We start from the raw sequence: 20,756 nt of genomic DNA, 5'->3' as shown, positions 1-20,756 counted from the left end.
TTTTCATTTGTCGAACGGTTCTTCGCGGCTATCGCTGCATGTCCGCTAGTTCGTTCACCAAAACACGAACATTCTCGCTGTAGTCCACCGGCACCATCACGAGGTGGAGGCCACCGGCCGCGAAGGCTCTCTCCAGTGTCGGTGCCAGACCGCCCGCCTCGGTCACGCGATGACCCTGGGCACCGTAAGACTGCGCGTAGGCGACGAAATCCGGATTGCCGAAAGTCATCCCGGCGTCGGCGAAACCGTCGACGGCCTGCTTCCATCTGATCATCCCGTAGGCGTGATCCTCGATTACGAGCACGACGAGATTTAGCTTCAGACGCTGCGCGGTCTCCAGTTCCTGCGAATTCATCATAAAACCGCCGTCGCCGGCGACAACGAGCACACGGCGCGTCGGATTTAGCAGTGCCGCCATCATGCCCGACGGAAGCCCCGCTCCCATCGTTGCAAGTGCATTGTCGAGCAGCAGCGTGTTGGCGACGTCCGTGCGGTAGTTGCGCGCGAACCATATCTTGTACATCCCGTTGTCCAACGCGACGATGCCGTCGGGTGGCATGACCTGGCGGACGTCGTGGACGATCCGCTGCGGCGTCAGTGGAAAGCGGTCTTCGTTAGCGCGGTCGCCGATATGGCGCAGGATGTCCGCGCGCACGCCGTCCCACTGCGTGGTCTGCTTGAGCTTCCCTTCGAGCTCGGCCGCCAGCATGTCGAGACCTTTCGCGATATCGCCGATAAGTTCTGCTTGCGGGTAGTACACCTCCTCGACCGTCGCCGGCGTAAAGCCAATGTGGAGCACCTGATGGCGGCCACGCCCCATAATAAATGGCGGCTTTTCGATGGTGTCGTGGCCGATGGTGATGATCAGGTCGGCGCAATCGATCGCGCGATGGACGTAGTCGCGTTCGCTGAGCGCCGCCGTGCCGCAATAGTAGTCGGACGCCCCGCCGACGGCACCCTTCCCCATCTGCGTGTTGAAGAATGGGATCTTCACCCCGCGGACGAATTCGGAGAGCGCGGGTGCGAGCCTGGGCCTGCTGGCACCGGCACCGAACATGAGCAGCGGGTATTCCGCCGAAAGGATGAGCTCGGCGACCTTCCGGACGGCGTCCGCCGAAGGCGCCGGGAGATCGGTGGGGTGGACCGGGACGACCGAAACGCCGGAAACCTTCTCCGCCGCGACATCTTCCGGAAGCTCCAGGTGCACGGGTCCGGGACGCTCCTCCATCGCAATCCGGAAAGCGTTCCGGACGACGGTCGCGATGGAAGACGCACTTACGATCTGCTGCGACAGTTTCGTGAGCGGCTTCATGCTCGCGACGACATCCACGATCTGGAAGTGGGCCTGCCGGCTGGCGTGGATCGCCTTCTGGCCAGTGATCAGGACCATCGGCATACCGCCCAGGAGCCCATAGGCAGCCCCCGTAGAGAGATTCAGGGCTCCGGGTCCCAAAGTGCTGAGCGCGACACCTGGCCTCCCTGTGAGGCGCCCATGGGTCGCAGCCATGAAGGCGGCGGGCTGCTCGTGACGAGTGACGACCAGTTCGATGGAAGACTTGCGCAAGCTCTCGACGACGTCCAGGTTCTCCTCGCCAGGCACGCCAAAGATGCGGTCGACGCCCTCGTTTTCGAGAGCCGCCACTAGCAGATCGGAGCCTTTCATTTCACGGTCCTCGTTGTTCATCGTCGAGCTCCTCCGTTTGCCCAGTACCGTATCAGACAAACAGGTCCATTTAATGTAACGTTTGGTGGGCTAGGCGCCTCAGGCGCACCTTGAGGAAGCAGCCTCATCCTCTGTGGGGTGATGGCCCTGTTAGCAACCCGAGCGGGTCTATATCCGTCGGTCGTCAGTCTGCGTCCCGTTGCGTCGTTCCAAAAGGATAATAACGGAAGCGCTTGGCAACTCGCCGGATCGCCAAAACTCAACGGTGATAACCAGCCTATGGCTTAAGAATATTGTCTTTGCGATTGTCTATGGAGACTTGCGCGTTTCGCTCGGGCCGGCGACGTACGCTCTGACCAGCCAGAATTTCCCTCCCGGTCAAATCAAGACGGCTTTTGCGCCAGCCTCCGATCCATTGATCCAGACTCGCTGTGTCGATCGCGCACTATCTCGTGCCCGAGCCATTGCGATGGCACTATGACTGTCTGCTGGAAATAAAGCCTGGCGACGGTGCTCCGCTCGCATTGCGAGGAGGAATGCCAGTGAATCTTAGGCACCTGAAATCACTGGCGCACCCGACACGATTCGAACGTGTGACCTTTGCCTTCGGAGGGCAACGCTCTATCCAGCTGAGCTACGGGTGCTTAGGGTCCATTTAGCCGATTGGCCGGGCGGCGGCAACGGCTGGCCGGGGCGGGATTCGGCGAAAATGACCCGGCTGGAGGGCGCGGCGCCCTCTTTCAGGCGACGGTTACACGTTCGAAGCGTGCCGGGATGCGCAGAAGCGCTCGCGCCGCAGACGTGACGGGTATTTCGCGCGGGCAAGGGATCAGGTTGCGCCCGTGATTGTCCCGGAACCTCGCCCATTTGCTCAATCACGCTGTGTTTGGCAGCGAGACATCGTCCGATCGCGAATGCTGAACCTAGAACAGGAGCCGAGTGACATAACTCCGGCTACCCCGGCGCCGTTCTGCGAACCGACCCAGGCGCCGGCCGTTCCCATGTCGAACATTGGAGGATGTCCTATGAATCCCAACCAGGCTCTTTGGGAGAAAGGCGATTTCACCCGTATCGCGGAGACGATGCGCGCCAGCGGCGAGGCGCTCGTCGCGTCGATCGGGATCACCCGCGGAAGTGATGTGCTCGATCTTGGATGTGGGGACGGCACGACAGCGCTTCCAGCAGCAAGAGCCGGGGCAAACGTCACGGGTGTCGATATTGCACGCAATCTGGTGGAGGCCGGCAACAGGCGCGCGATGGCGGAAGGGCTTACGTGTCGTTTTCAGGAAGGCGACGCGTCAAATCTGAAAGATATCAAGGACGGCAGTTTCGATTTTGTCATCAGCATCTTCGGCGCGATGTTCGCGCCCAGGCCATCGGATGTTGCCAGGGAAATGGTTCGCGTCACGCGGCCAGGCGGCCGGATTGTGATGGGAAACTGGATCCCGAACGATCCCACTCTGGTGGCGCAGATCCTCAAGATCAGCTCGTCCTATTCGCCTCCTCCGCCGGAAGGGTTCGTAAGTCCCATGACCTGGGGTCTCGAGGACAATGTTGTCGAGCGCTTCACGTCGGCCGGCATTCCCAAGCCAAATATCTCATTCGCGCGTGACTCCTACGAATTCAACTTTGCTGGACCGCCGGCAAAGTTCGTCGATCAGTTCAGGGCCTATTACGGTCCGACCATGAATGCCTTCGATGCGGCTGAAAAAGACGGTCGCGCCGACACCTTGAAGGGCGAGCTTGTAAAGCTGTTCGAGAGTCAGAACAGAAGCTCTGACCCTTCGACAACATCGGTGAAGGCGACGTTCCTGCGCGTGACCGTTCGCAAACCGTGACGCGCGAGCGAGCTGCTGCACAGCCAATTTAAACAGCCAATTTAACGTGGGGCTGTGCAGCAGGCGGGCAATGCCCACCGTGTTTGCTTTGCAGCATGTGGAAGTACACTTGACATGCATCGCGAAACGATCACGTTGGCCTCAATCAAGTGAACGCCGGCCCAAAATGGCGTCGCGACATCAGGGAGGAACTAATGTTCACAAGACGCGGTGTTCTGCTCTCTTCAATCGCGGGAGCGGTGGTGCTCAGCAACAGATTTGCGGTTGGCAAGGCCGCGCAGCCGGCGACGCCGGTGAATTTCCAGGTGCCTGCAGACGCTTGCGACTGTCATACCCATATTCATGGCGATCCCGAAAAATTTCCGTTCTTTGCGGGCCGCGTCTACACGCCGGAACTGGCGTCGCCGGAGGAAATGGCGGTGCTGCACAAGGCACTCGGCGTCAAACGCGTGGTGATCGTCACGCCCAGCATCTACGGCACGGATAATTCGGCGACCCTGTTCGGCATGAAGGCGCGCGGCAACGATGCGCGCGGCGTTGCGGTCATCGATGACAAGACATCGGAGAGCGAGCTCGACGCCATGAAGACCGCCGGCATTCGCGGCATGCGGATCAATCTTGCGACCAGCGGCGTGCGCGATCCCGCCATCGGCAAGCAGCGTCTTCTGGGCGCGATCGAGCGCATGAAGATGCGTGGCTGGCACATCCAGATGTTCACCAATCTGCCATTGGTATCCGCGATCAAGGATGTCGTTGCCAGTGCGCCGATGCCGCTGGTATTCGATCATTTCGGCGGTGCGGAAGCCAGGCTCGGGCTGGATCAGCCAGGCTTTGCGGACCTGCTCGACCTCGTCAAATCCGGCAAGGCCTATGTGAAGATTTCCGGCGCCTATCGCGCTTCGACGCAAGGGCCGGATTTCCCCGACGTTGCACCTCTGGCGAAGGCGCTGATCGCAGCCAATCCGGAACGGATCATCTGGGGCACCGACTGGCCGCATCCGGATTCGGTGACACCGCCCGGCAGGAAGCCGACCGATGTCACGCCGCTCTATCAGATCGACGATGGCCGCCTGCTGAACCAGCTTGCGGTGTGGGCGCCCGACGCGGCACTTCGCAAGACAATCCTGGTCGACAATCCCGCGCGGCTCTACGGCTTCTGACCGCTGGCGTCACCTCGCCGCCTTCTTTGTCCCGCAAGAGTTCCGGATCGGCGGAACTCTCGTCTCTGCCAGAGGTTTGCCCTCGACCGCGACGGGCGGTCGAGGGACCCCCCATGCTGTCAAATCTGCAGGTGTTACGCGGCATAGCTGCCCTTGGCGTTGTGTTCTTCCACACCGGCTACAAGTTCGCGGGCGATTGGCACACCGAATTCTTCGGGGTCTCCACCTTCTTTGTCATCTCCGGCTTCATCATGTGTTTCATCACCCGGAAGGGGGATGACGATTTTCTCACCAAGCGCCTGGAGCGGATCGCACCGCTCTATTGGCTGTGCACAGCCGTGCTTCTTGTCGTGATGTTCGGGTCTGCGTTGCTTGAGGCAGCGACATGGGCAAAGCCGCTGGATGGCCGCTCGTCCGAGCCGCTCTGGGCCTATGTCGGCCGCAGCCTGATGTTCGCGCCGATCGGCGACAAGTATCCGATCCTGAATGTCGGGTGGTCGCTGAATTACGAGGTGTATTTTTATCTGATCTTCGCAGCAGCGCTTGCGATCAGCCGCCGTCTGGCGCCGCTGATCGTTGTCGGAGGCCTGGTGGCGTTGAACTATGCCGCGGCCATCGTCTGCACGGCGGCCGCCTGCCACTATCTGTCCTTCGACTATACAAAGTTCTTCATCGCCGGGATCGCGATCTTCTATGCACTGCAGGTTTTTGCTCCCGCTGCACCACAACGCTTCATTGTCTGGATCGGCGCCACGCTCGTCACACTCTGCTATGGGTCGCAATTCGTGGGGCCGCTATGGGCAAACAGCGTCACGCCGTCGGTTTATATGGCGCTCGCCGCAGCTGCGCCGGTCGTGATCGTGGCGAGTGCGCTGTTTGCTGAATATGCCGGCGGTGCCATAACCTGGCAGCCGCTGATTCTGATCGGCAATGCGTCCTACGCCATCTATCTCACGCATCCGATCGTTTTCGACGTCATGAAAACAGGTAATGAGCGATGGCTTCAGCTGCCGACGCCCGAAGCATCCACAATGATGATGCTGTGTTATGTCGCCATAGCCGGCGGCGCAGGCATCATCGTGCATCTCGCCATTGAAAACCCGCTGCTTCGCGTGATCAGGCGCAGGCGGCAGCCGGGCATCAAGACGCTCGCATCAGGCTGTGGGCTTGATGCCGTGGGTCGACAGCATCAAGCCGCATAGGTCCTGCGTCAGCTCCGGATCATATTGATCGAGACGTCGCGGATCTGACCCTTGGAGCTGATAGAGACCAGCTGCTTGTTGCCCTTGGTCGTCAGCGTCAGGTTGGCGGCGAAGCCGGCGGCCTCGACGAAGACATCGATCTGGCCACCGCCGGCGCTGCCCTGCAGATTGCCGAAGATATTGCGGCTGGCCTCGCCCCAGGTGCCGGTGACCTGATTGCCCTGGCTCTTCACGTCGCTGCTGAGCTCGAACTTGTAGCTGTCACTGGCGCAACGCAGGGATTGTTTCAGCGCGGTGCCGCCGACAACGTTGTAGGTGGCGCGGCAACGGATCTGCTCCGAGGAGCCATCCGACAGCGACACGGTGCCGCTGCCGCTCCACGATCCGTCAAAGCCGGCAAAAGGGCTCGCCGACTGGGCCTGGCTCGCTGTCGCCGACAGCATCAGGATGGCGCCGACAGTGGCGGCCTTGAGCGTGTGTCCGATCAGATTTGCGCTGAATGAGGTCATGGTGATGGCTTTCTGTGTCTGGGGATGTCGGAGGGGAGGGGTGCGATCAGGCACGACGCGTGAGCGTCAGATAGGCGAATTTCGCCGTCGCCGTATCAGAGGCGATCTGCGCGCCGTTGTAGGAAAAGGTGCCGATGCCCGGCAGGTCGTTCATCGCGGTGCCGGAGAATGACGGGCCGGCAAAGGCGAACGAGAAGGCGACGATGAAACCGATGATGCGCATGTGACTGTCCCTGTTGGGCGGCGCTGTGTGCCGCTTCGTTGGACAGATGGATAACCAAGCCCGGTTTCAGGCGGTCTGCGTCGAGGTGGATAATGGTTTCGTCGGGGGATCGTTTTGTTTCGCCGCGCGCCTTGCCACGAAACACAAAAAGGCCGGGGCAGCGGTGCCGCCCCGGCCTCGATTGGGTTCAACTCGAGTGAATCAGGCGCTAGTCGACCGTCTGGATCACGTTGGAAATCGGGCGGGCGTTGCTGGTTTTCACCGGCTGCAGCTCGGCGGCGATGGCGGCGTCGTAGCTTGCGATCGTCGGCAGGGTGTCCTTGGCGCGGATATGCACGACCTTGTAACCGCCGGCCTTGAGCTGGGCGAGCAGGTCCGGCACGGCAGCCGCAGACCACTTGTGCAGGTCATGCATCAGGATGATGCCTTTGCCCTTCTTCTTCAGCTTTTCCATCACCGAGGCGACCAGCTTGCCGGCATTGTGGATGCGGAAGTCCTCGGAATCGATGTCGATGGAGAAGGCGGCGATATTGCGCTCGGCGAGATAGGCCTTCAGTTCCGCATTCTGGCGCAATTGCGGGAAGCGGAAGAAGGGCGACAGCGGCTGGCCGGCCATCAGAGTGATGGCGCTGATGCCGCGCTCGATCTCGTCCTTGGCTTCCTGCGGGGTCTTGGTCGCCAGATTCTGGTGCGACCAGGTATGGGTGCCAACCGAATGACCGGCTGCAATCACCTGCTTCAACACCGCGGGATGCCAGGTGGCATGCTTGCCGATCGGGAAGAACACGGCCTGCACGCATTGCGCGCTGAGCGCAGCCAGCACGGCAGGCGTCGTCACCGGCCACGGGCCGTCATCGAAGGTCAGCACGACTTCACCGGGCTGCAGGAAGTCATAATCGCGATATTGCGACATGCCGAGGCCGGGGCCGCCGGTGGTGTCGATCTGTACGGTGCGGGACACGCCGAGCGCGTTCGGATTGTTGCAGACCGGCTTGGCGATGGTTGGGCGCTTCTCCACGGCCGGAGCGGCGGGCATCGGCGCGGCAGCCGGTGCGGCTGCGACAGCCTGCACGCGCGGCGGCGGTTCGGTCGGTGCGGTCGAATTCGATTTCGGCGCGCGCGTGTCGATCGAGGCGGTGGTGAGCTCGCTTTTATCCGCTTTCGCGCTGGTCTGAGCGCCGGCGGGCCCGAAGAAATGCCAGGCGCCAGCACCTGCAGCGACGACCGCCGTGAAAGAACCTGCAACGATCAAAAAAGGAAGTTTACGCATAATCACTCCGGCGCCCGAGGCCCACCTCGTTTCACCATTGAGCGAAATAGTTAATCACGCGTATGCGCGGCGCACTCTCAACGAGAAAATTTGAATTTGTTCAACGCAATGCGCGTTAGGCCGGTACGATGACCTTGCCGATCGGCCAGAGCGCGATGCCGGCGAGCTTCAGATGTGCCCAGGCAAAGGGAATGCCGACGATGGTGATGGCCAGTGCCAGTGCAGCGAGCAGATGGCCGATCGCCAGCCACCAGCCGGCCAGCACCAGCCAGATGATATTGCCGATCAGGCCGAACACGCCCGTGCCGATGTCGCCGCGGCCGGTGACAGCCTCGCGGTCAACGGCGCGCTGGCCGAAGGGCAGCAGCGTATAGGCGGCGATATTGAAGGCGGCGCGGGCCCAGGGCAGGCCGATGATGGTGATGGCCATGACAACGGCTGCGATCAGCCAGCCGACCGCCATTCCCAATCCGCCGAACACGATCCAGAGGATATTCAGAAACAGCGGGACGACGGGCATGGGGGCTCCCTGGTGATGCGTAGCTGCCACCGTCATATAGATAGCCTGCATAACAAGCGGAAGATGGCGGTCAGTTCGCCCAGCCGTGATGCCCTCGCTGGCGGTTGTATGAAAGCTCCGTCATGGCCGGGCTTGTCCCGGCCATCCACGCCTTCCTTCATTTACAGCCAAGACGTGGATGCCCGGGACAAGCCCGGGCATGACGAAAGTTGGGTGTCTAGGAGCCCCGTCCACCGGAGCGGGAATAGGCCGGGCGGGCATCTGCTGCCGGGCGAGCCGATGGTGCGCTGCGCACGTCGCTACTGGTGCGCGCCTGGGGCTGCAGTTCTTCCAGAAAAATCGGCTTGGAGAAATAATAGCCCTGCGCATAGCGGATCTTGGTTGCGGCCTGAAGATAGGCCAGTTCCTCGAAGGTCTCGACGCCTTCGGCGATCACCGTCATGCCCAGCGCTTCGCTGAGCGACTCGATGGCGCGGAGGATGCCCCGGCTGCGCGGGCGCTTGTGAATGTCCGTAATGAAGGAGCGGTCGATCTTGATTTCGTCGGCGGTGATATCCGCCAGCGCCGACAGCGACGAATAGCCGACGCCGAAATCGTCGATAGAGATGCCGACGCCGAGCGCGCGGAACATCGGCAGGATGTCGTCCTGGAAATGCGTCTTGGCGACGAATGCGTCTTCGGTCACTTCGACCATGAAGCGCGTCGGGCAGCCTGTCTCCTCGATCGCCCTCGCAAAGGCGCGCATGAATTCCGGATTGCCAGCCTGTTTGGCGGCAACATTGATGCTGATACTGGCCGTGGCGCCGAAGGTCTCGTCGATCAGGTCGATCGACTTCATGATCTCGGCGAGCACCAGATGGGTGAGCTCGTCAATCAGGCCGAGTTCGACGGCCAGATTGATGAAGGTGCTGGGCGCCTGGATCACGCCATCGTCGTTACGCAGCCGCACCAGGGCCTCGATACCCTTGATCTCCAGGCTGCGGATATCGACCTTCGGCTGAAACGCGCAGCAGAACCGCTTGTCGAGAATCGCCAGCCGCAATGACTGTTCGGTGGCCATGCGGGTCAGCGCCTCGCTCTCCATGCTGGAGTCGAAGAACACCGCAGCGCCCTTGGTCTCATTCTTCACGCGATACATCGCGATATCGGCGTTTTGATGCAGCGCGTCGTAGTTGCGGCCGTGTTCGGGATAGAGGCTGACACCGATCGAGGCGGAGGCGAATACTTCGGATCCGTCGATGAAGAACGGCGCGCGCAGCCGCTGTACTAGCAGTTCCAGATATTCGGCGACCTCCTGCTGGCTCTGGATCGGGTTCAGCAGCAGCAGGAATTCATCACCGGAGATGCGCGACAGCATGTCGGTGCCGCGCAGGTCGAGCGCCAGCCGCTTGGCGAACTGCACCAGCAGCGCATCACCGACGCTGTGACCGTAATAGTCGTTGATGTGCTTGAAATTGTCGATGTCGAGGAAGGCCAGCGCGAAATGTGATGTCTCGCCGGAATGGCCAATGATGTCGCCGACATGTTTCTCGATCACGCGCCGCGTCGGCAGATCGGTCAATTCGTCGTAATAAGCGCGGCGAAACAGCTCTTCTTCCATCTCCTTCTGCCGGCTCACGTCGGTGGCGCTGGACAGTATCACGCTGCGGTCACCGATTCGCGCCGGGCGATGTGTGGTCAGGAATACCCGCCTGTCGCGTTCGGAATTGACGCGTTCCTCGAACACCGCGGAGCGGCCGGATTGCAGCAGGTCGAGTGCAGTCGCGCGTCGATGCGCCAGTGCCTGCACCAGAAAATCCGATTGCGGATCGGGTCTGTTGAACTGGTCTGCCGATGCATTGAACTGGATTGCCGCGGCATCGTTCACCAGCAGAAAGTCGCCCTGATCGTCTTGCACAGTGACGGAGGCCGGTAGCATGCGTACGATCTCGCGCAACATCTCCAATTCGTGCGCGGCGTCGCTATCCGCGAATCCGGTAGCAGCCTCGGTGGAAGAGGTTGCGGTCGGGCGGTCACTGTCCATTGGAGAGGCCGACGAGCCTGGGGCGGATGCGTTCTGCATGGTGGCCGAGCCTCGCAAAACGCCTTGTCGATTTGGTTAAATCGGTTCGCAAAACGCGGGTAGTTGTGTAAATGCCGCACGATTTGGAGCGGTAGCGGTGCTGACGTCATTAACAAAGCGTCAACGACGGCGGCGAAAGCGCCAGATTGCTCAATGACGGCCTGCACGATCATTCTCATGATGAGCCTTTGAGCAAAACAATCTGAATGTCATACACCGCGATCTCAGCATAAAATTCTCCACTCGGTCGCACTGATCGCCGGTCGGGCCCTTGCATTCCGACCCACGCGGTTGTGATCGCTGCGGGATGCAAGATTGGCGGAGAAAAATGCGCTGCATATGCCCGGAAGTTTGAAAGGAACGCCTCGTCATTGACGTAAGTCACAGTGCGCGCGTCGCTATTTTCCCGGGCCACTCGACAGACTTATGTCATGACACCATCCTCTCGCGGTGCCGCAATGGTCGCCCGATGCGAGAGAGACGTCACCGATGAGCAATCCATCAAAAGCCAATGTTCTCTGGTTCCTGCCGACCCACGGCGATGGACGCTATTTGGCATCGACCCATGGTGCGCGCGAGATCGACTTCAAATATCTCCGTCAGATCGCGCAGGCCGCCGATCAGCTGGGCTATTTCGGCGTGCTGCTGCCGACCGGGCGAAGCTGCGAAGACTCCTGGGTCGTCGCATCCGCTGTGGCTCCGTGGACCGAACAGCTTCGCTATCTCGTCGCCGTCCGACCGGGCCTGCAATCGCCGAGCGTCGCCGCACGCATGACCGCAACCCTGGACCGCGTCACCAACGGTCGTCTCCTGATCAATGTCGTGACCGGCGGCGATCCCGTCGAGAACAAGGGCGACGGCATCTTCCTGCCGCATGACGAGCGCTATGCCGTCACCCGCGAATTCCTCAACGTCTATAACGACCTGTTGGCCGGCAAGACCGTCAATGTCCAGGGCAAGCACATCCAGATCGAGGACGGTCGCCTGATTTTCCCGCCGGTGCAGTCGCCGCGCCCGCCGCTGTATTTCGGCGGCTCGTCGGATGCCGGCATCGATGTCGCGGTGGACACCGTCGACAAATATCTCACCTGGGGCGAGCCGCCGGCGCTGGTCGCCGAGAAGGTTGCGCGCGTCAAGGCTGCTGCCGAGAAGCGCGGCCGCAAGCTGTCTTTCGGCATCCGTCTTCATGTGGTCGTGCGCGAGACCAATGAGGCGGCATGGAAGGCTGCCGACGAACTCATTCAATATGTCACCGACGACGTCATCGCCAACGCGCAGAAGACATTGGCGCGGCAGGACTCGGTCGGCCAGCAGCGCATGATGCAGCTGCATGGCGGACGTCGCGACAAGCTCGAGATCAGCCCGAATCTCTGGGCCGGCGTTGGCCTCGTGCGTGGCGGAGCCGGTACGGCGCTGGTCGGCGATGCGCAGACGGTGGCGGCGCGCATCAAGGAATATCAGGACGTCGGCGTCGATACCTTCATCATGTCCGGCTATCCGCATCTCGAGGAAGCCTATCGCTTCGCCGAGCTGGTCTTCCCGCTGCTGTCGCTGCAACAGCACGACAACGTCACATCGCTACGTTCGCGCACTGGCCCGATCGGCGAAATCGTCGCCAATGAGCATCGCGCGCAGAGCGCCTCGTAATTCCGACAGGCACCCATCATGAGCATCGTTGAAATCCTTCCCCGCGTTCGCAGCTTTCGTTTGCCGCGCATCGATGGCCTGACCCAATGGATCGTGCCACTGGTCATCTTGCTCGTCTGGCAGGCCGCGTGCGTCACCGGCTACGTGCCGGCGCGGGTGATGCCGGCACCGACCGATGTTGCCTTGGCCGGGTGGAAGCTGCTGGTCTCGGGCGAACTCGCCCAGAATATCTGGGTGTCGTTCTGGCGTGCATCCGTCGGCTTCCTGATCGGCGGCACCATCGGCTTTGCCTTCGGTCTGGCCAACGGTCTGTCCCAGCTCAGCAGCAAGCTCACCGACACGACGCTGCAGATGGTGCGCAACGTGCCGCATCTGGCGCTGATCCCGCTGGTGATCCTGTGGTTCGGCATCGATGAATCGGCCAAGCTGTTCCTAGTCGCGCTTGGCGTATTCTTCCCGATCTATCTCAACACGCTGCACGGCATTCGCACGGTTGATCCGCAGCTGATCGAGATGGGCCGCATCTATGGCATGCGCAACAGCGAACTGTTCCGCCGGGTGATCTTCCCGGGCGCGCTGCCGTCGATCTTCGTCGGCGTGCGCTTTGCGCTCGGCATTATGTGGCTGACGCTCATCGTGGCCGAAACCATCGCGGCCTCGTCGGGCCTTGGCTACATGGCGATGCAGGCGCGCGAATTCATGCAGATCGACGTCGTGGTGCTGAGCATCCTGATCTATGCCCTGCTGGGCAAGGTCGCCGACAGCGCCTCGCGCGCGCTGGAACGGCTGACATTGTCCTGGCATCCGGCCTTTCAGAAACACTGAGCGAAATTCGGAAGCGAGAATTTGAAATGACAGTGCAACAGTCTCTTCGCCTCAGCCATGCCGATGCTCAGGTCATCGATGCGCCCGTCGATTTCGAACAGGCCCTTGCCACGCAGGCGCGGCGTCCGTCCGAGCAGAAGTCGCGCGGTCTGTCGCTCACCATCCGCGGTCTCCGCAAATCCTTCGGCAGCAATGAAGTGCTGCGCGGCGTCGATCTGCATATTCCTGACGGCCAGTTCGTGGCCATCGTCGGGCAGAGTGGCTGCGGCAAGAGCACGCTGCTCCGCCTGATCGCAGGCCTCGACGCGCCGACCGCCGGCACGATCAGCTTTGGTGAGGAAACCCGCGCGGAGGACATCCGGGTGATGTTCCAGGAACCGCGCCTGTTGCCATGGGCCAGCGTGCTCTCGAATGTGGAAGTTGGCCTGGGTACCGACCGGACATCGGCCGATGCCAAGGCGCGCGCTGAAAGTGCATTGACGGAAGTCGGCCTCGCCGAGAAGCGCGATCAATGGCCGTCCGTTCTGTCTGGTGGCCAGAAGCAGCGTGTCGCGCTGGCTCGCGCACTTGTTAGTCATCCGCGCGTGCTGGCGCTCGACGAGCCGCTCGGTGCACTCGATGCGCTGACGCGTATTTCGATGCAGCAGTTGCTCGGCCGCGTGTGGCACGACCAGACCTTCACCTCGATTCTGGTGACGCATGACGTGTCCGAGGCCGTGGCGCTGGCGGATCGCGTGCTGGTGATTGAAGATGGCCGTATCGCACACGATATCAATGTCGATATCGCCCGGCCGCGGCAGCGCGGCTCGGCAGATCTTGCGGCGCTGGAAGGTTCGATCCTGCGCAATCTGCTCGGCCCGGGAGCCGACGCCACTGGCTTGTGAGACCATTGTGACCTGCGAGGCTGCCATGAATTCCGTCGTTCGTAACATCGTTGTCGATCGTGAGGTTTCCTCTGGTCGTGAGGTCTCTTCGCAGGAATTCCGCGGCGCCATGCGGGTGCTGGCTGGCGGCGTCAGCGTGATCACCGTAGGGCGCGGCAAGGATATCACCGGCATGACGGTGACGTCGGTCTCGTCGCTGTCGGTCGATCCGCCGACGCTGATTGTCAGCGTCAACCGGGAGTCGTCGTCCTGGCCGCTGCTACAGCGCTACGGCGCCTTCGGTGTCAATATTCTGTCGGCCGATCAGCTCGACGTGGCTGAGCGGTTTTCGGGCAAGGGCGGATTGAAGGGTGCAGAACGTTTCGTCGGCGCGCAGTGGGTGACCCGGGCAACCGGCGTGCCGCTGCTGACCGGCAGCCTTACGGCGATCGATTGCGACGTCGAGGAAGTCATCGAGCGCCACTCCCACGCCATCGTCATAGGCCGCGTCCGTGATGTCATCACCTCCGTCCCGCATACCGCGCTGACCTATTGGGACGGGCAATATGTGGCGATCGACCAGAACGAAGACAATCTGAAGCTGGCCGAAGTCAGCGTGCCCAGCATGCGGGCGCTCCGGGAGATCTGACGCGCCGCCGTTGTCCCGTTTCGTCGTTCTCAAACACTCTGAGTGGGGGAGCGGGGAAGCCTGACATGTTCATCCCCATCGTCATTCCGGGGCGCGTCGCCGGCGAAGCCGGCAGAGCGCGAACCCTGAGTTTCCACTGTCATTCCGGGGCACACGAAAGCGGCGAAGCCGCTGAAGTGTGAACCCGGAATCCGGGAGTGTTCAGCGCAAAACAGGTCGGGATTCCGGGTTCGCGATACGCCGCCTTCGGCGTCTCCTCGCGCCCCGGAATGACGGGTGTGGCCGAGGTTGCGTCAAACATTTTTTCCTATCCCCCGTTGACAGCATCTCCATCAGGTTTATATTCCCCTTTGTCCTGCCCCACCGAGAGGGGCGATCGCGATCGTCACGTTCGCGGGGCAGGGTGCGGTGGACGCCGGAGATGCGGCGTTACGCGGTTCATGGGTGACGTCTGTCTTCGGGCAGGACGGATCTGCGCCAGCACTGCCACTGGCAAGGAGACGGCCGACCTTGGGATGGAAAGACCCCTGGACAGTGTGACGGACGACCAAATTGAAATGCGTCCGGCTTTCTCGCTTGAGGCACCTTGTCCCTTCGCCTTGGGACTGTAATTTTGGTGATCGGATCGTTCGCCATGGCAACGCGCAAGCAACCGAAAAAACACCGTATGCGGAACGTCGGGCACTTGCTCGGCGCCTCCGAAAGTCCTGATGCATTACCCCTGCGGAAGACCGCATGGCATCAGGCCCAAGGGTGCAACGGGCACCCGGCGTTCCGCACGCCCTCTCAACAGGGGGTGGGAATGCAAGACACGACGGCGCCCCCGCGCCGCAAACAACAGGGGCGATGTCGCATGTCTGAAGCGCGTGGCTGCCTGAAGTTCAAACGATTACTGAGCCAGGGGTCGCGTTCCGAAATGACGGCTCACTTCGTCAGCAATGCAAACGAGCCGTTCCAGTCCGCTGGTGGCGGGGTCTCCTGATAGGCGCGGATGCGTTTCTCATAGAGCTCGTAGAGCTTCTCGAGCGCATTCGCGACATCGGAATTGCGACCGCGCTCGATGGCGTACAACGCGTCGTCCCAGTCGCGACTACGATAGCAGGCCAGCATCTCGATGGTCAGGTTGCGCAGCGTCTGGAAGCGTTCCGAATGCGTCACGTCCTCACGTCCGGCGATGGCGTAGATCACTTCCGGTTCTTTCTTCCCCTTCACCATGATGAAATCGAGTTCGAGAATGGCGAACCTGTCCCTGACGGCGAGTGCGGTCTTCGAGCCCACGATGATCGGAAAGCCGTATTCCTTTGACTGGCCTTCGAGACGCGAGGCCAGATTGACGCTGTCGCCGAGCACCGAATAGTCGAAACGAAGGTCCGATCCCATATTGCCGACGACGCAAATGCCGGTATTGAGGCCGATGCCGACATTGATCGGGATGTAGACATGGCCGCCATTCTCGGCCTCGGTCTGGCGCAGCTTGTTCAGCGCGTCGATGCGCTCCAGCATGTCGAGGGCGGCGTGGCAGGCATTGATCTGGTGCTGACCGTCGTCGAGCGGCGCATTCCAGAACGCCATGATGGCGTCGCCCATATATTTGTCGATGGTGCCCTTGCGATCGAGGATCGCATTGGTCAGCGGCGTGAGGAAGCGGTTCATCAGCGTGGTCAGGCCATGCGGATCGTGCTTGTAGGACTCGGAGATGGTCGTGAAGCCGCGTACGTCCGAGAACATGATGGTCATCTCGCGTTCCTCGCCGCCAAGCACCAGTTTCTCCGGCGACTGGGCGAGCTGAGCCACCAGCGCCGGCGACAGATACTGACTGAAAGCGGATCGGATGCGGCGGCGCTGCGCCTGCTCGCGCACGAAATTGCTGAAGATGAGCGTGAGATAGATCAGCGTGGTCGAGAACAGGGGATAGGTGAAGTCGATCAGCAGGCGATGTTTCGTGTAGAAGTACCAGGATGTGCCGGCGAGTAGTGCGGCAAAAACCGACCCCATGAGGACCAGCGTCACAGGACCGAACATGGGTGCCAGCGAGATCACCACGACACCAAGCAGCAACGCGACGCCGAGCTCGACGGCGATTGCATAGTTCGGCTGCGACAGCACCTGCCGTGTCAACGCGCTTTCCAGCACCTGCGCGTGCACTTCGACGCCCGGCAGCACCGGATCAATCGGGGTTGTCTTGACGTCCAGCAATCCCACCGACGATGTCCCGATCAACACCAGCTTGCCTGCAATGGCACCGGGCGGGAAGCTGCCGTCGAGTACGTCGGACGCCGGAATATATATCGACGGATCGTGCTTCGCGAAATGCACCCAGAACTGCCCGTTGCGATCGGTTGGAATTTGCAGGCCCTTGACCGCGATGCTGCGAATACCTGCCTCGTCCGATCTGGTCAGAATGGTATCTGTACCTGTGGCGACGCGCAGCATTTCGAAACTCAGCGATGGCAGCGTCATGCCCTGAGCTTGCATCAGCATCGGCACGCGCCGAACGATCGCGTCACGCTCGGTACGAATGGTCAGCAGACCGCGGCCGGCTGCAGCGGATTCCAGCGTCGATACGTTGCGGAGCAGCCCCGGAAAATTGATCATGTATGGGGCAGGATCGCCGCCCAGCATGGCGAGTCCCGTCAGCGGCAGCGAATTGTCCAGCGTCTTGACCGGGTTGGGCAGCCCCGATTCACCCAATACGACGCGCGACTGCTTTATCGCCTGTGCCAGTATCGCGTCATTGCTCGGAAGCGCGCGGAGCTTGGCCCGTGTCTCTTCATCCAGTCCCTGGAAGAAATCTGCAGCAATCGCAGGCGTCATTCGGTCCGGCTCGGGAAACACGATATCGAACGCGATCACCACCGCACCGGCGCGTGTCAGCTTGGTGACGAGTTCGGCAACGCGGGTGCGCGGCCACGGCCATTGACCGTCCTTTGCGAGACTCTTTTCGTCGATATCGACGATCACGACAGGTCTTGCCGTTTTCACCCGCGGCTCGATCACCTGATAGGTGTCGAAAGTCCGCATGCGCAATTCCTCGATCGCCGAAGGATCTGCGATGCGCAGCAATGCGAGGCCCAGGAGCAACACGACGCAAAACGCCCGCGCCCGTCCAAACTTCTGCGCCAGCCGTCTTACTCGCCGCATGCGCTTCATGGGTGCCGGGTCATTTCTCGCGGAAGGCGCGCATCAATTGATCGCTCAGCGGCTTGGCGAGATAGGACAGCATGGTGCGGTCGCCGGTTTGCACGAAGGCTTCGACAGGCATGCCGGGGATCAGCCGTACATCGCCGAGCTTGGCGACTTCCGATGCCGGCATCGAAATCCGGATCGTGTAATAGCTCTGCCCTGTGCGTTGATCCGTCGTCGTATCCGGCGAGACGCGGCTGACGGCGCCGTTGAGCTCCGGCGTGGTGCGCTGGTTGAAGGCGGAGAGGCGCAGCAGCGTCTTCTGGCCGATCTGCAGCTTGTCGATATCCTGCGGATTGACCCGGGCTTCCACCGACAGATTGTCGGTCTGCGGCACGATCAGCATGATGGCATCGCCTGCGGTGATGACGCCGCCGATCGTATGCACAGTGGACTGCAGCACCATGCCGTCCTGCGGCGCGCGAATGTCGATGCGGCGCAGCTGGTCCTCGGCTGTGACCTTGCGCTCGACGAATTCGCCGATCTTGTCATTGGTCTCGCGCAGATCCTTGGAGACTTCGCTGACGAGGTCCTTGTCGATCTGGAAAATCTGCAGCTCGATTTCGGTGATCTTGCCCTTGGCCTGGGCGCGGGCGGCGATGAACTGTGCGCGTTCGCCGGCGAGGCGCGCGGCGTCGCGTTCCAGAATGGTCAGGCGCGAGATCTGCACCAGCTGTTGATCGAACAATCCGCGGACGCCGACCAGCTCCTTTTCCACGAGCGCGATTTCGCGCGTCTTGGCAGTTTCCTGCGCGGTGAGGCCGGCGATCTCCTCGTTGAGCTGCGCGATGCGTTCGCGAAGCTGCTGCTTCTGGCCGACGCGGCCGGTCGAGCGCACATTGAACAGCTTCGTTTCGCTGGCGATGACATTCTTCACGTCGTCATCCGCGATCTGCTCGATAAGCTGCGGTGGAAACGTAATACGATCGACGCCGCGCTGCTCGGCTTCCAGCCGCGCTGCGCGCGCCCACAATCCGTTGAGGTTCTTGGTGACGATGGCGAGGCCGGCCTTGGTGACCGTGTCGTCGAGACGCACGACGACATCGCCGGCTTTCACCACGTCGCCGTCGCGGGCGCGCACTTCGCCGACGACGCCACCGGTCGGGTGCTGGACTTTCTTGACGTTGGAATCCACGACCACCGAACCGGGTGCGATCAGGGCGCCGGAGATCTGCGCCGTCGACGCCCAGCCGCCCAAACCGCCTGCGAGCACGAGCACAACGACGAGGCCGATAATGAGGTGGATTCGGATCGAGCGGCGCGATCCTGTCAGCGGCGTAGTCATGGCTTGGCTACTCCACCGTCGGCGACGATCTTGATCGGCTGTGCTGCCGGGCGCTGCAGCACCTGACCCAGCACGGTCTCCTTCGGCCCAAAGGCCTGCATGCGACCATCCTTTAGCACTAGCAGCATGTCGACGCCTTCGATGCCGATCGGCCGGTGTGCAACCACGATGACGATGGCGCCGCGCGTACGGGCTGCGCGCACGGCCTTGGTCAGCGCTTCATCGCCTTCGGTGTCGAGATTGGAATTCGGCTCGTCGAGGACGATCAGGAACGGATCGCCGTAAAGCGCGCGTGCTAGCGCGATGCGTTGCGCCTGGCCGGCGGATAGAACGCCGCCGTGATCGCCGACCTGCGTATCATAGCCCTCGCGCATGCCGACGATGAGGTCATGGACGCCGGCCTGCCTTGCCGCGGTGATGATGTCGTCATCCTTCGCATCGGGATCGAAACGGCAGATATTGTCGGCAATGGAGCCTGCGAACAATTCGACATCTTGAGGCAAATAGCCGATATGGCGGCCGAGATCGTCCGGTGCCCATTGGTCGAGCGCCGCGGCGTCGAGCCGGACATGACCGCGCACCGGCTTCCAGACGCCGACCAGCGCGCGCAGCAGCGATGACTTGCCGGAGCCCGACGGTCCGATGATGCCGAGGCCGTTGCCGGCCGCGAGTGCAAAAGTGATGTCGCTGACCGTGATCTTCTGCTCACCCGGCGGTGCGATGCTGACGCCTTCGATGGTCAGTTTCTGCGACGGGTTCTGCAGCTGAGTAACAGCTGCCTGATCCGGCAGAGCGTATAGCAGCCCGTTGAGCCGATGCCAGCTCTGCCGGGCGGTGACAAAGCCCTTCCAGTGCGCGATCGCCAGGTCGACCGGCGCCAGCGCGCGGGCGCTGAGGATCGAGCCGGCGATGATGATGCCGGCGGTGGCCTCCTGATTGATCACGAGATAGGCGCCGACGCCGAGCACTGCTGATTGCAGGATCATGCGCATGACCTTGGCGATGGCGCCGAGACCGCCGGCCACGTCGCTGGTGCGCTGGTTCCCGGCGAGATAGGTCTCGTTGGCCTCGCGCCAGCGCTGCGTCAGACGCCCCGCCATGCCCATCGCGACGACGACTTCGGCATTGCGCCGGCTGGCTGAGGCAATCCCGCTGCGGCGTGCCGCAAGACCGTTGGCCTCGCGCGCAGGTTCGCGGGTCATGATTTCCGTGAGGATCGTCAGGCCCACCAGCAGAACTGCGCCGACCAGCGCGGTAACGCCGATCATCGGATGGAAGGCAAAGCAGATCGCCAGATAGAGCGGCAGCCAGGGCAGGTCGAACAGTGCGCTCGGCCCCATGCCGGAGAGGAACGAGCGAACATTATCGAGGTCGCGCAGCGGCTGCAGGCCTTCGTTGTGTCCGCCGGCGAGGAGGGGCAGTCGCACCACGGTTTGGAACACGCGAGGGCTCAGCGCCTCGTCGAGCGAACTGCCGATCCGTACCAGAATGCGACCGCGCAGCAGGTCGAGAATACCTTGGGCCACGTAGAGTCCGCCGGCCAGTATGATGAGACCGACGAGGGTCGGCACGCTGCGGCTCGGCAGCACGCGGTCATAGACCTCGAGCATGAAGAACGAGCCGGTCAGATACAGGATATTGATCATGCAGCTCATCAGCCCGACGCCCAGAAAGGCGCCGCGGCAGGCCCGCAAGGCATCGCCGAGCTCGTTCCGCGCCGGCAGGCTGGAGGTTCGTGACAGTCCACGCTGCATCGTCAAACCTTTTGCGGATCGCATGGATCGATGGTCGTCAGGTGCTGCATACCACCCGAGCCCTGATCTAACGGTCATTATGCCATCATCGGGACGATTTGTG

The 20,756-nt window shown here is 61.9% G+C and carries 15 protein-coding genes, 1 tRNA gene and 1 pseudogene; 7 read left to right on the top strand and 10 right to left on the bottom strand.

The window, feature by feature from the left end:
* Window positions 1-28: 28 nt before the first annotated feature.
* Complete coding sequence (locus tag RSO67_RS16405; RefSeq protein ID WP_315839741.1) at window positions 29-1,684, bottom strand: acetolactate synthase large subunit; 1,656 nt, start codon at window positions 1,682-1,684, stop codon at window positions 29-31.
* 546 nt (window positions 1,685-2,230) lie between these two features.
* Window positions 2,231-2,307: transfer RNA gene (locus RSO67_RS16400), tRNA-Arg, on the bottom strand.
* A 198-nt stretch (window positions 2,308-2,505) separates the two neighbouring features.
* Here RSO67_RS16400 and RSO67_RS16395 point away from each other — a divergent pair.
* From RSO67_RS16395 to RSO67_RS16385, 3 genes are all read left to right on the top strand, one after another.
* Window positions 2,506-3,501: a class I SAM-dependent methyltransferase gene (locus RSO67_RS16395; protein ID WP_315839740.1), complete on the top strand. Its 996-nt coding sequence runs from the start codon at window positions 2,506-2,508 to the stop codon at window positions 3,499-3,501.
* Window positions 3,502-3,695: 194 nt separating this feature from the next.
* Window positions 3,696-4,661 (top strand): amidohydrolase family protein, encoded by a 966-nt coding sequence (locus RSO67_RS16390; protein WP_315839739.1) that lies wholly within the window; start codon window positions 3,696-3,698, stop codon window positions 4,659-4,661.
* A gap of 113 nt (window positions 4,662-4,774) precedes the next feature.
* Window positions 4,775-5,863, top strand: a complete 1,089-nt coding sequence (locus RSO67_RS16385) for an acyltransferase (protein ID WP_315839738.1) — start codon at window positions 4,775-4,777, stop codon at window positions 5,861-5,863.
* 8 nt (window positions 5,864-5,871) lie between these two features.
* Here RSO67_RS16385 and RSO67_RS16380 read toward each other — a convergent pair whose 3' ends face one another.
* The 5 genes from RSO67_RS16380 to RSO67_RS16360 form a co-directional block, all read right to left on the bottom strand.
* The gene (locus RSO67_RS16380) at window positions 5,872-6,372 is read right to left on the bottom strand and encodes a hypothetical protein (RefSeq protein WP_120287524.1); all 501 of its coding nucleotides are present in this window, start codon (window positions 6,370-6,372) and stop codon (window positions 5,872-5,874) included.
* 46 nt (window positions 6,373-6,418) lie between these two features.
* On the bottom strand, window positions 6,419-6,595 hold the full coding sequence (locus tag RSO67_RS16375; RefSeq protein WP_315839737.1) for a hypothetical protein: 177 nt from the start codon (window positions 6,593-6,595) through the stop codon (window positions 6,419-6,421).
* Between the two features lie 208 nt (window positions 6,596-6,803).
* Window positions 6,804-7,865 (bottom strand): polysaccharide deacetylase family protein, encoded by a 1,062-nt coding sequence (locus RSO67_RS16370; protein ID WP_315839736.1) that lies wholly within the window; start codon window positions 7,863-7,865, stop codon window positions 6,804-6,806.
* A gap of 115 nt (window positions 7,866-7,980) precedes the next feature.
* Entirely contained in the window at window positions 7,981-8,385 is a 405-nt protein-coding gene (locus tag RSO67_RS16365; RefSeq protein ID WP_315839735.1) for a YccF domain-containing protein, read from the bottom strand.
* A 217-nt stretch (window positions 8,386-8,602) separates the two neighbouring features.
* Window positions 8,603-10,324, bottom strand: coding sequence for a putative bifunctional diguanylate cyclase/phosphodiesterase (locus tag RSO67_RS16360; protein WP_315839734.1), 1,722 nt, complete (start codon window positions 10,322-10,324; stop codon window positions 8,603-8,605).
* 612 nt (window positions 10,325-10,936) lie between these two features.
* On the opposite strand from RSO67_RS16360, the gene ssuD reads away from it, so the two are divergent.
* From ssuD to RSO67_RS16340, 4 genes and pseudogenes are all read left to right on the top strand, one after another.
* The gene (gene ssuD / locus RSO67_RS16355) at window positions 10,937-12,094 is read left to right on the top strand and encodes an FMNH2-dependent alkanesulfonate monooxygenase (RefSeq protein ID WP_315839733.1); all 1,158 of its coding nucleotides are present in this window, start codon (window positions 10,937-10,939) and stop codon (window positions 12,092-12,094) included.
* 18 nt (window positions 12,095-12,112) lie between these two features.
* On the top strand, window positions 12,113-12,919 hold the full coding sequence (locus RSO67_RS16350; RefSeq protein ID WP_315839732.1) for an ABC transporter permease subunit: 807 nt from the start codon (window positions 12,113-12,115) through the stop codon (window positions 12,917-12,919).
* Window positions 12,920-13,158: 239 nt separating this feature from the next.
* Window positions 13,159-13,803: pseudogene (locus RSO67_RS16345) on the top strand (ATP-binding cassette domain-containing protein); the annotation flags it as partial.
* Window positions 13,804-13,828: 25 nt separating this feature from the next.
* Window positions 13,829-14,431, top strand: coding sequence for a flavin reductase family protein (locus RSO67_RS16340; protein ID WP_315839731.1), 603 nt, complete (start codon window positions 13,829-13,831; stop codon window positions 14,429-14,431).
* A gap of 924 nt (window positions 14,432-15,355) precedes the next feature.
* On the opposite strand, the gene RSO67_RS16335 is transcribed toward RSO67_RS16340, so the two are convergent.
* Genes RSO67_RS16335 through RSO67_RS16325 form a run of 3 tightly spaced genes read right to left on the bottom strand, consistent with a single transcriptional unit; the run spans window position 15,356 to window position 20,653 of the window.
* Window positions 15,356-17,581, bottom strand: coding sequence for an adenylate/guanylate cyclase domain-containing protein (locus tag RSO67_RS16335; protein ID WP_315839730.1), 2,226 nt, complete (start codon window positions 17,579-17,581; stop codon window positions 15,356-15,358).
* A gap of 10 nt (window positions 17,582-17,591) precedes the next feature.
* On the bottom strand, window positions 17,592-18,899 hold the full coding sequence (locus tag RSO67_RS16330; protein WP_315839729.1) for an HlyD family type I secretion periplasmic adaptor subunit: 1,308 nt from the start codon (window positions 18,897-18,899) through the stop codon (window positions 17,592-17,594).
* Window positions 18,896-20,653, bottom strand: coding sequence for a type I secretion system permease/ATPase (locus tag RSO67_RS16325; protein WP_315844272.1), 1,758 nt, complete (start codon window positions 20,651-20,653; stop codon window positions 18,896-18,898). The genes RSO67_RS16330 and RSO67_RS16325 overlap by 4 nt, the downstream gene beginning before the upstream one ends.
* Window positions 20,654-20,756 lie beyond the last annotated feature (103 nt).

The sequence above is a fragment of the Tardiphaga sp. 709 genome (genome assembly GCF_032401055.1).
Lineage (GTDB): Bacteria > Pseudomonadota > Alphaproteobacteria > Rhizobiales > Xanthobacteraceae > Tardiphaga.
This window is presented reverse-complemented; position numbering and strand designations above follow the sequence as displayed.

What these genes read in the sequence shown, in the direction of transcription:
- RSO67_RS16375 (WP_315839737.1), bottom strand. Translation starts at nt 6,595, where the DNA reads ATGCGCATCATCGGTTTCATCGTCGCCTTCTCGTTCGCCTTTGCCGGC.
- RSO67_RS16380 (WP_120287524.1), bottom strand. Translation starts at nt 6,372, where the DNA reads ATGACCTCATTCAGCGCAAATCTGATCGGACACACGCTCAAGGCCGCC.
- RSO67_RS16325 (WP_315844272.1), bottom strand. Translation starts at nt 20,653, where the DNA reads ATGCAGCGTGGACTGTCACGAACCTCCAGCCTGCCGGCGCGGAACGAG.
- RSO67_RS16405 (WP_315839741.1), bottom strand. Translation starts at nt 1,684, where the DNA reads ATGAACAACGAGGACCGTGAAATGAAAGGCTCCGATCTGCTAGTGGCG.
- RSO67_RS16370 (WP_315839736.1), bottom strand. Translation starts at nt 7,865, where the DNA reads ATGCGTAAACTTCCTTTTTTGATCGTTGCAGGTTCTTTCACGGCGGTC.
- RSO67_RS16360 (WP_315839734.1), bottom strand. Translation starts at nt 10,324, where the DNA reads ATGTTGCGCGAGATCGTACGCATGCTACCGGCCTCCGTCACTGTGCAA.
- RSO67_RS16365 (WP_315839735.1), bottom strand. Translation starts at nt 8,385, where the DNA reads ATGCCCGTCGTCCCGCTGTTTCTGAATATCCTCTGGATCGTGTTCGGC.
- RSO67_RS16390 (WP_315839739.1), top strand. Translation starts at nt 3,696, where the DNA reads ATGTTCACAAGACGCGGTGTTCTGCTCTCTTCAATCGCGGGAGCGGTG.
- RSO67_RS16335 (WP_315839730.1), bottom strand. Translation starts at nt 17,581, where the DNA reads ATGAAGCGCATGCGGCGAGTAAGACGGCTGGCGCAGAAGTTTGGACGG.
- ssuD (WP_315839733.1), top strand. Translation starts at nt 10,937, where the DNA reads ATGAGCAATCCATCAAAAGCCAATGTTCTCTGGTTCCTGCCGACCCAC.
- RSO67_RS16350 (WP_315839732.1), top strand. Translation starts at nt 12,113, where the DNA reads ATGAGCATCGTTGAAATCCTTCCCCGCGTTCGCAGCTTTCGTTTGCCG.
- RSO67_RS16340 (WP_315839731.1), top strand. Translation starts at nt 13,829, where the DNA reads ATGAATTCCGTCGTTCGTAACATCGTTGTCGATCGTGAGGTTTCCTCT.
- RSO67_RS16330 (WP_315839729.1), bottom strand. Translation starts at nt 18,899, where the DNA reads ATGACTACGCCGCTGACAGGATCGCGCCGCTCGATCCGAATCCACCTC.
- RSO67_RS16385 (WP_315839738.1), top strand. Translation starts at nt 4,775, where the DNA reads ATGCTGTCAAATCTGCAGGTGTTACGCGGCATAGCTGCCCTTGGCGTT.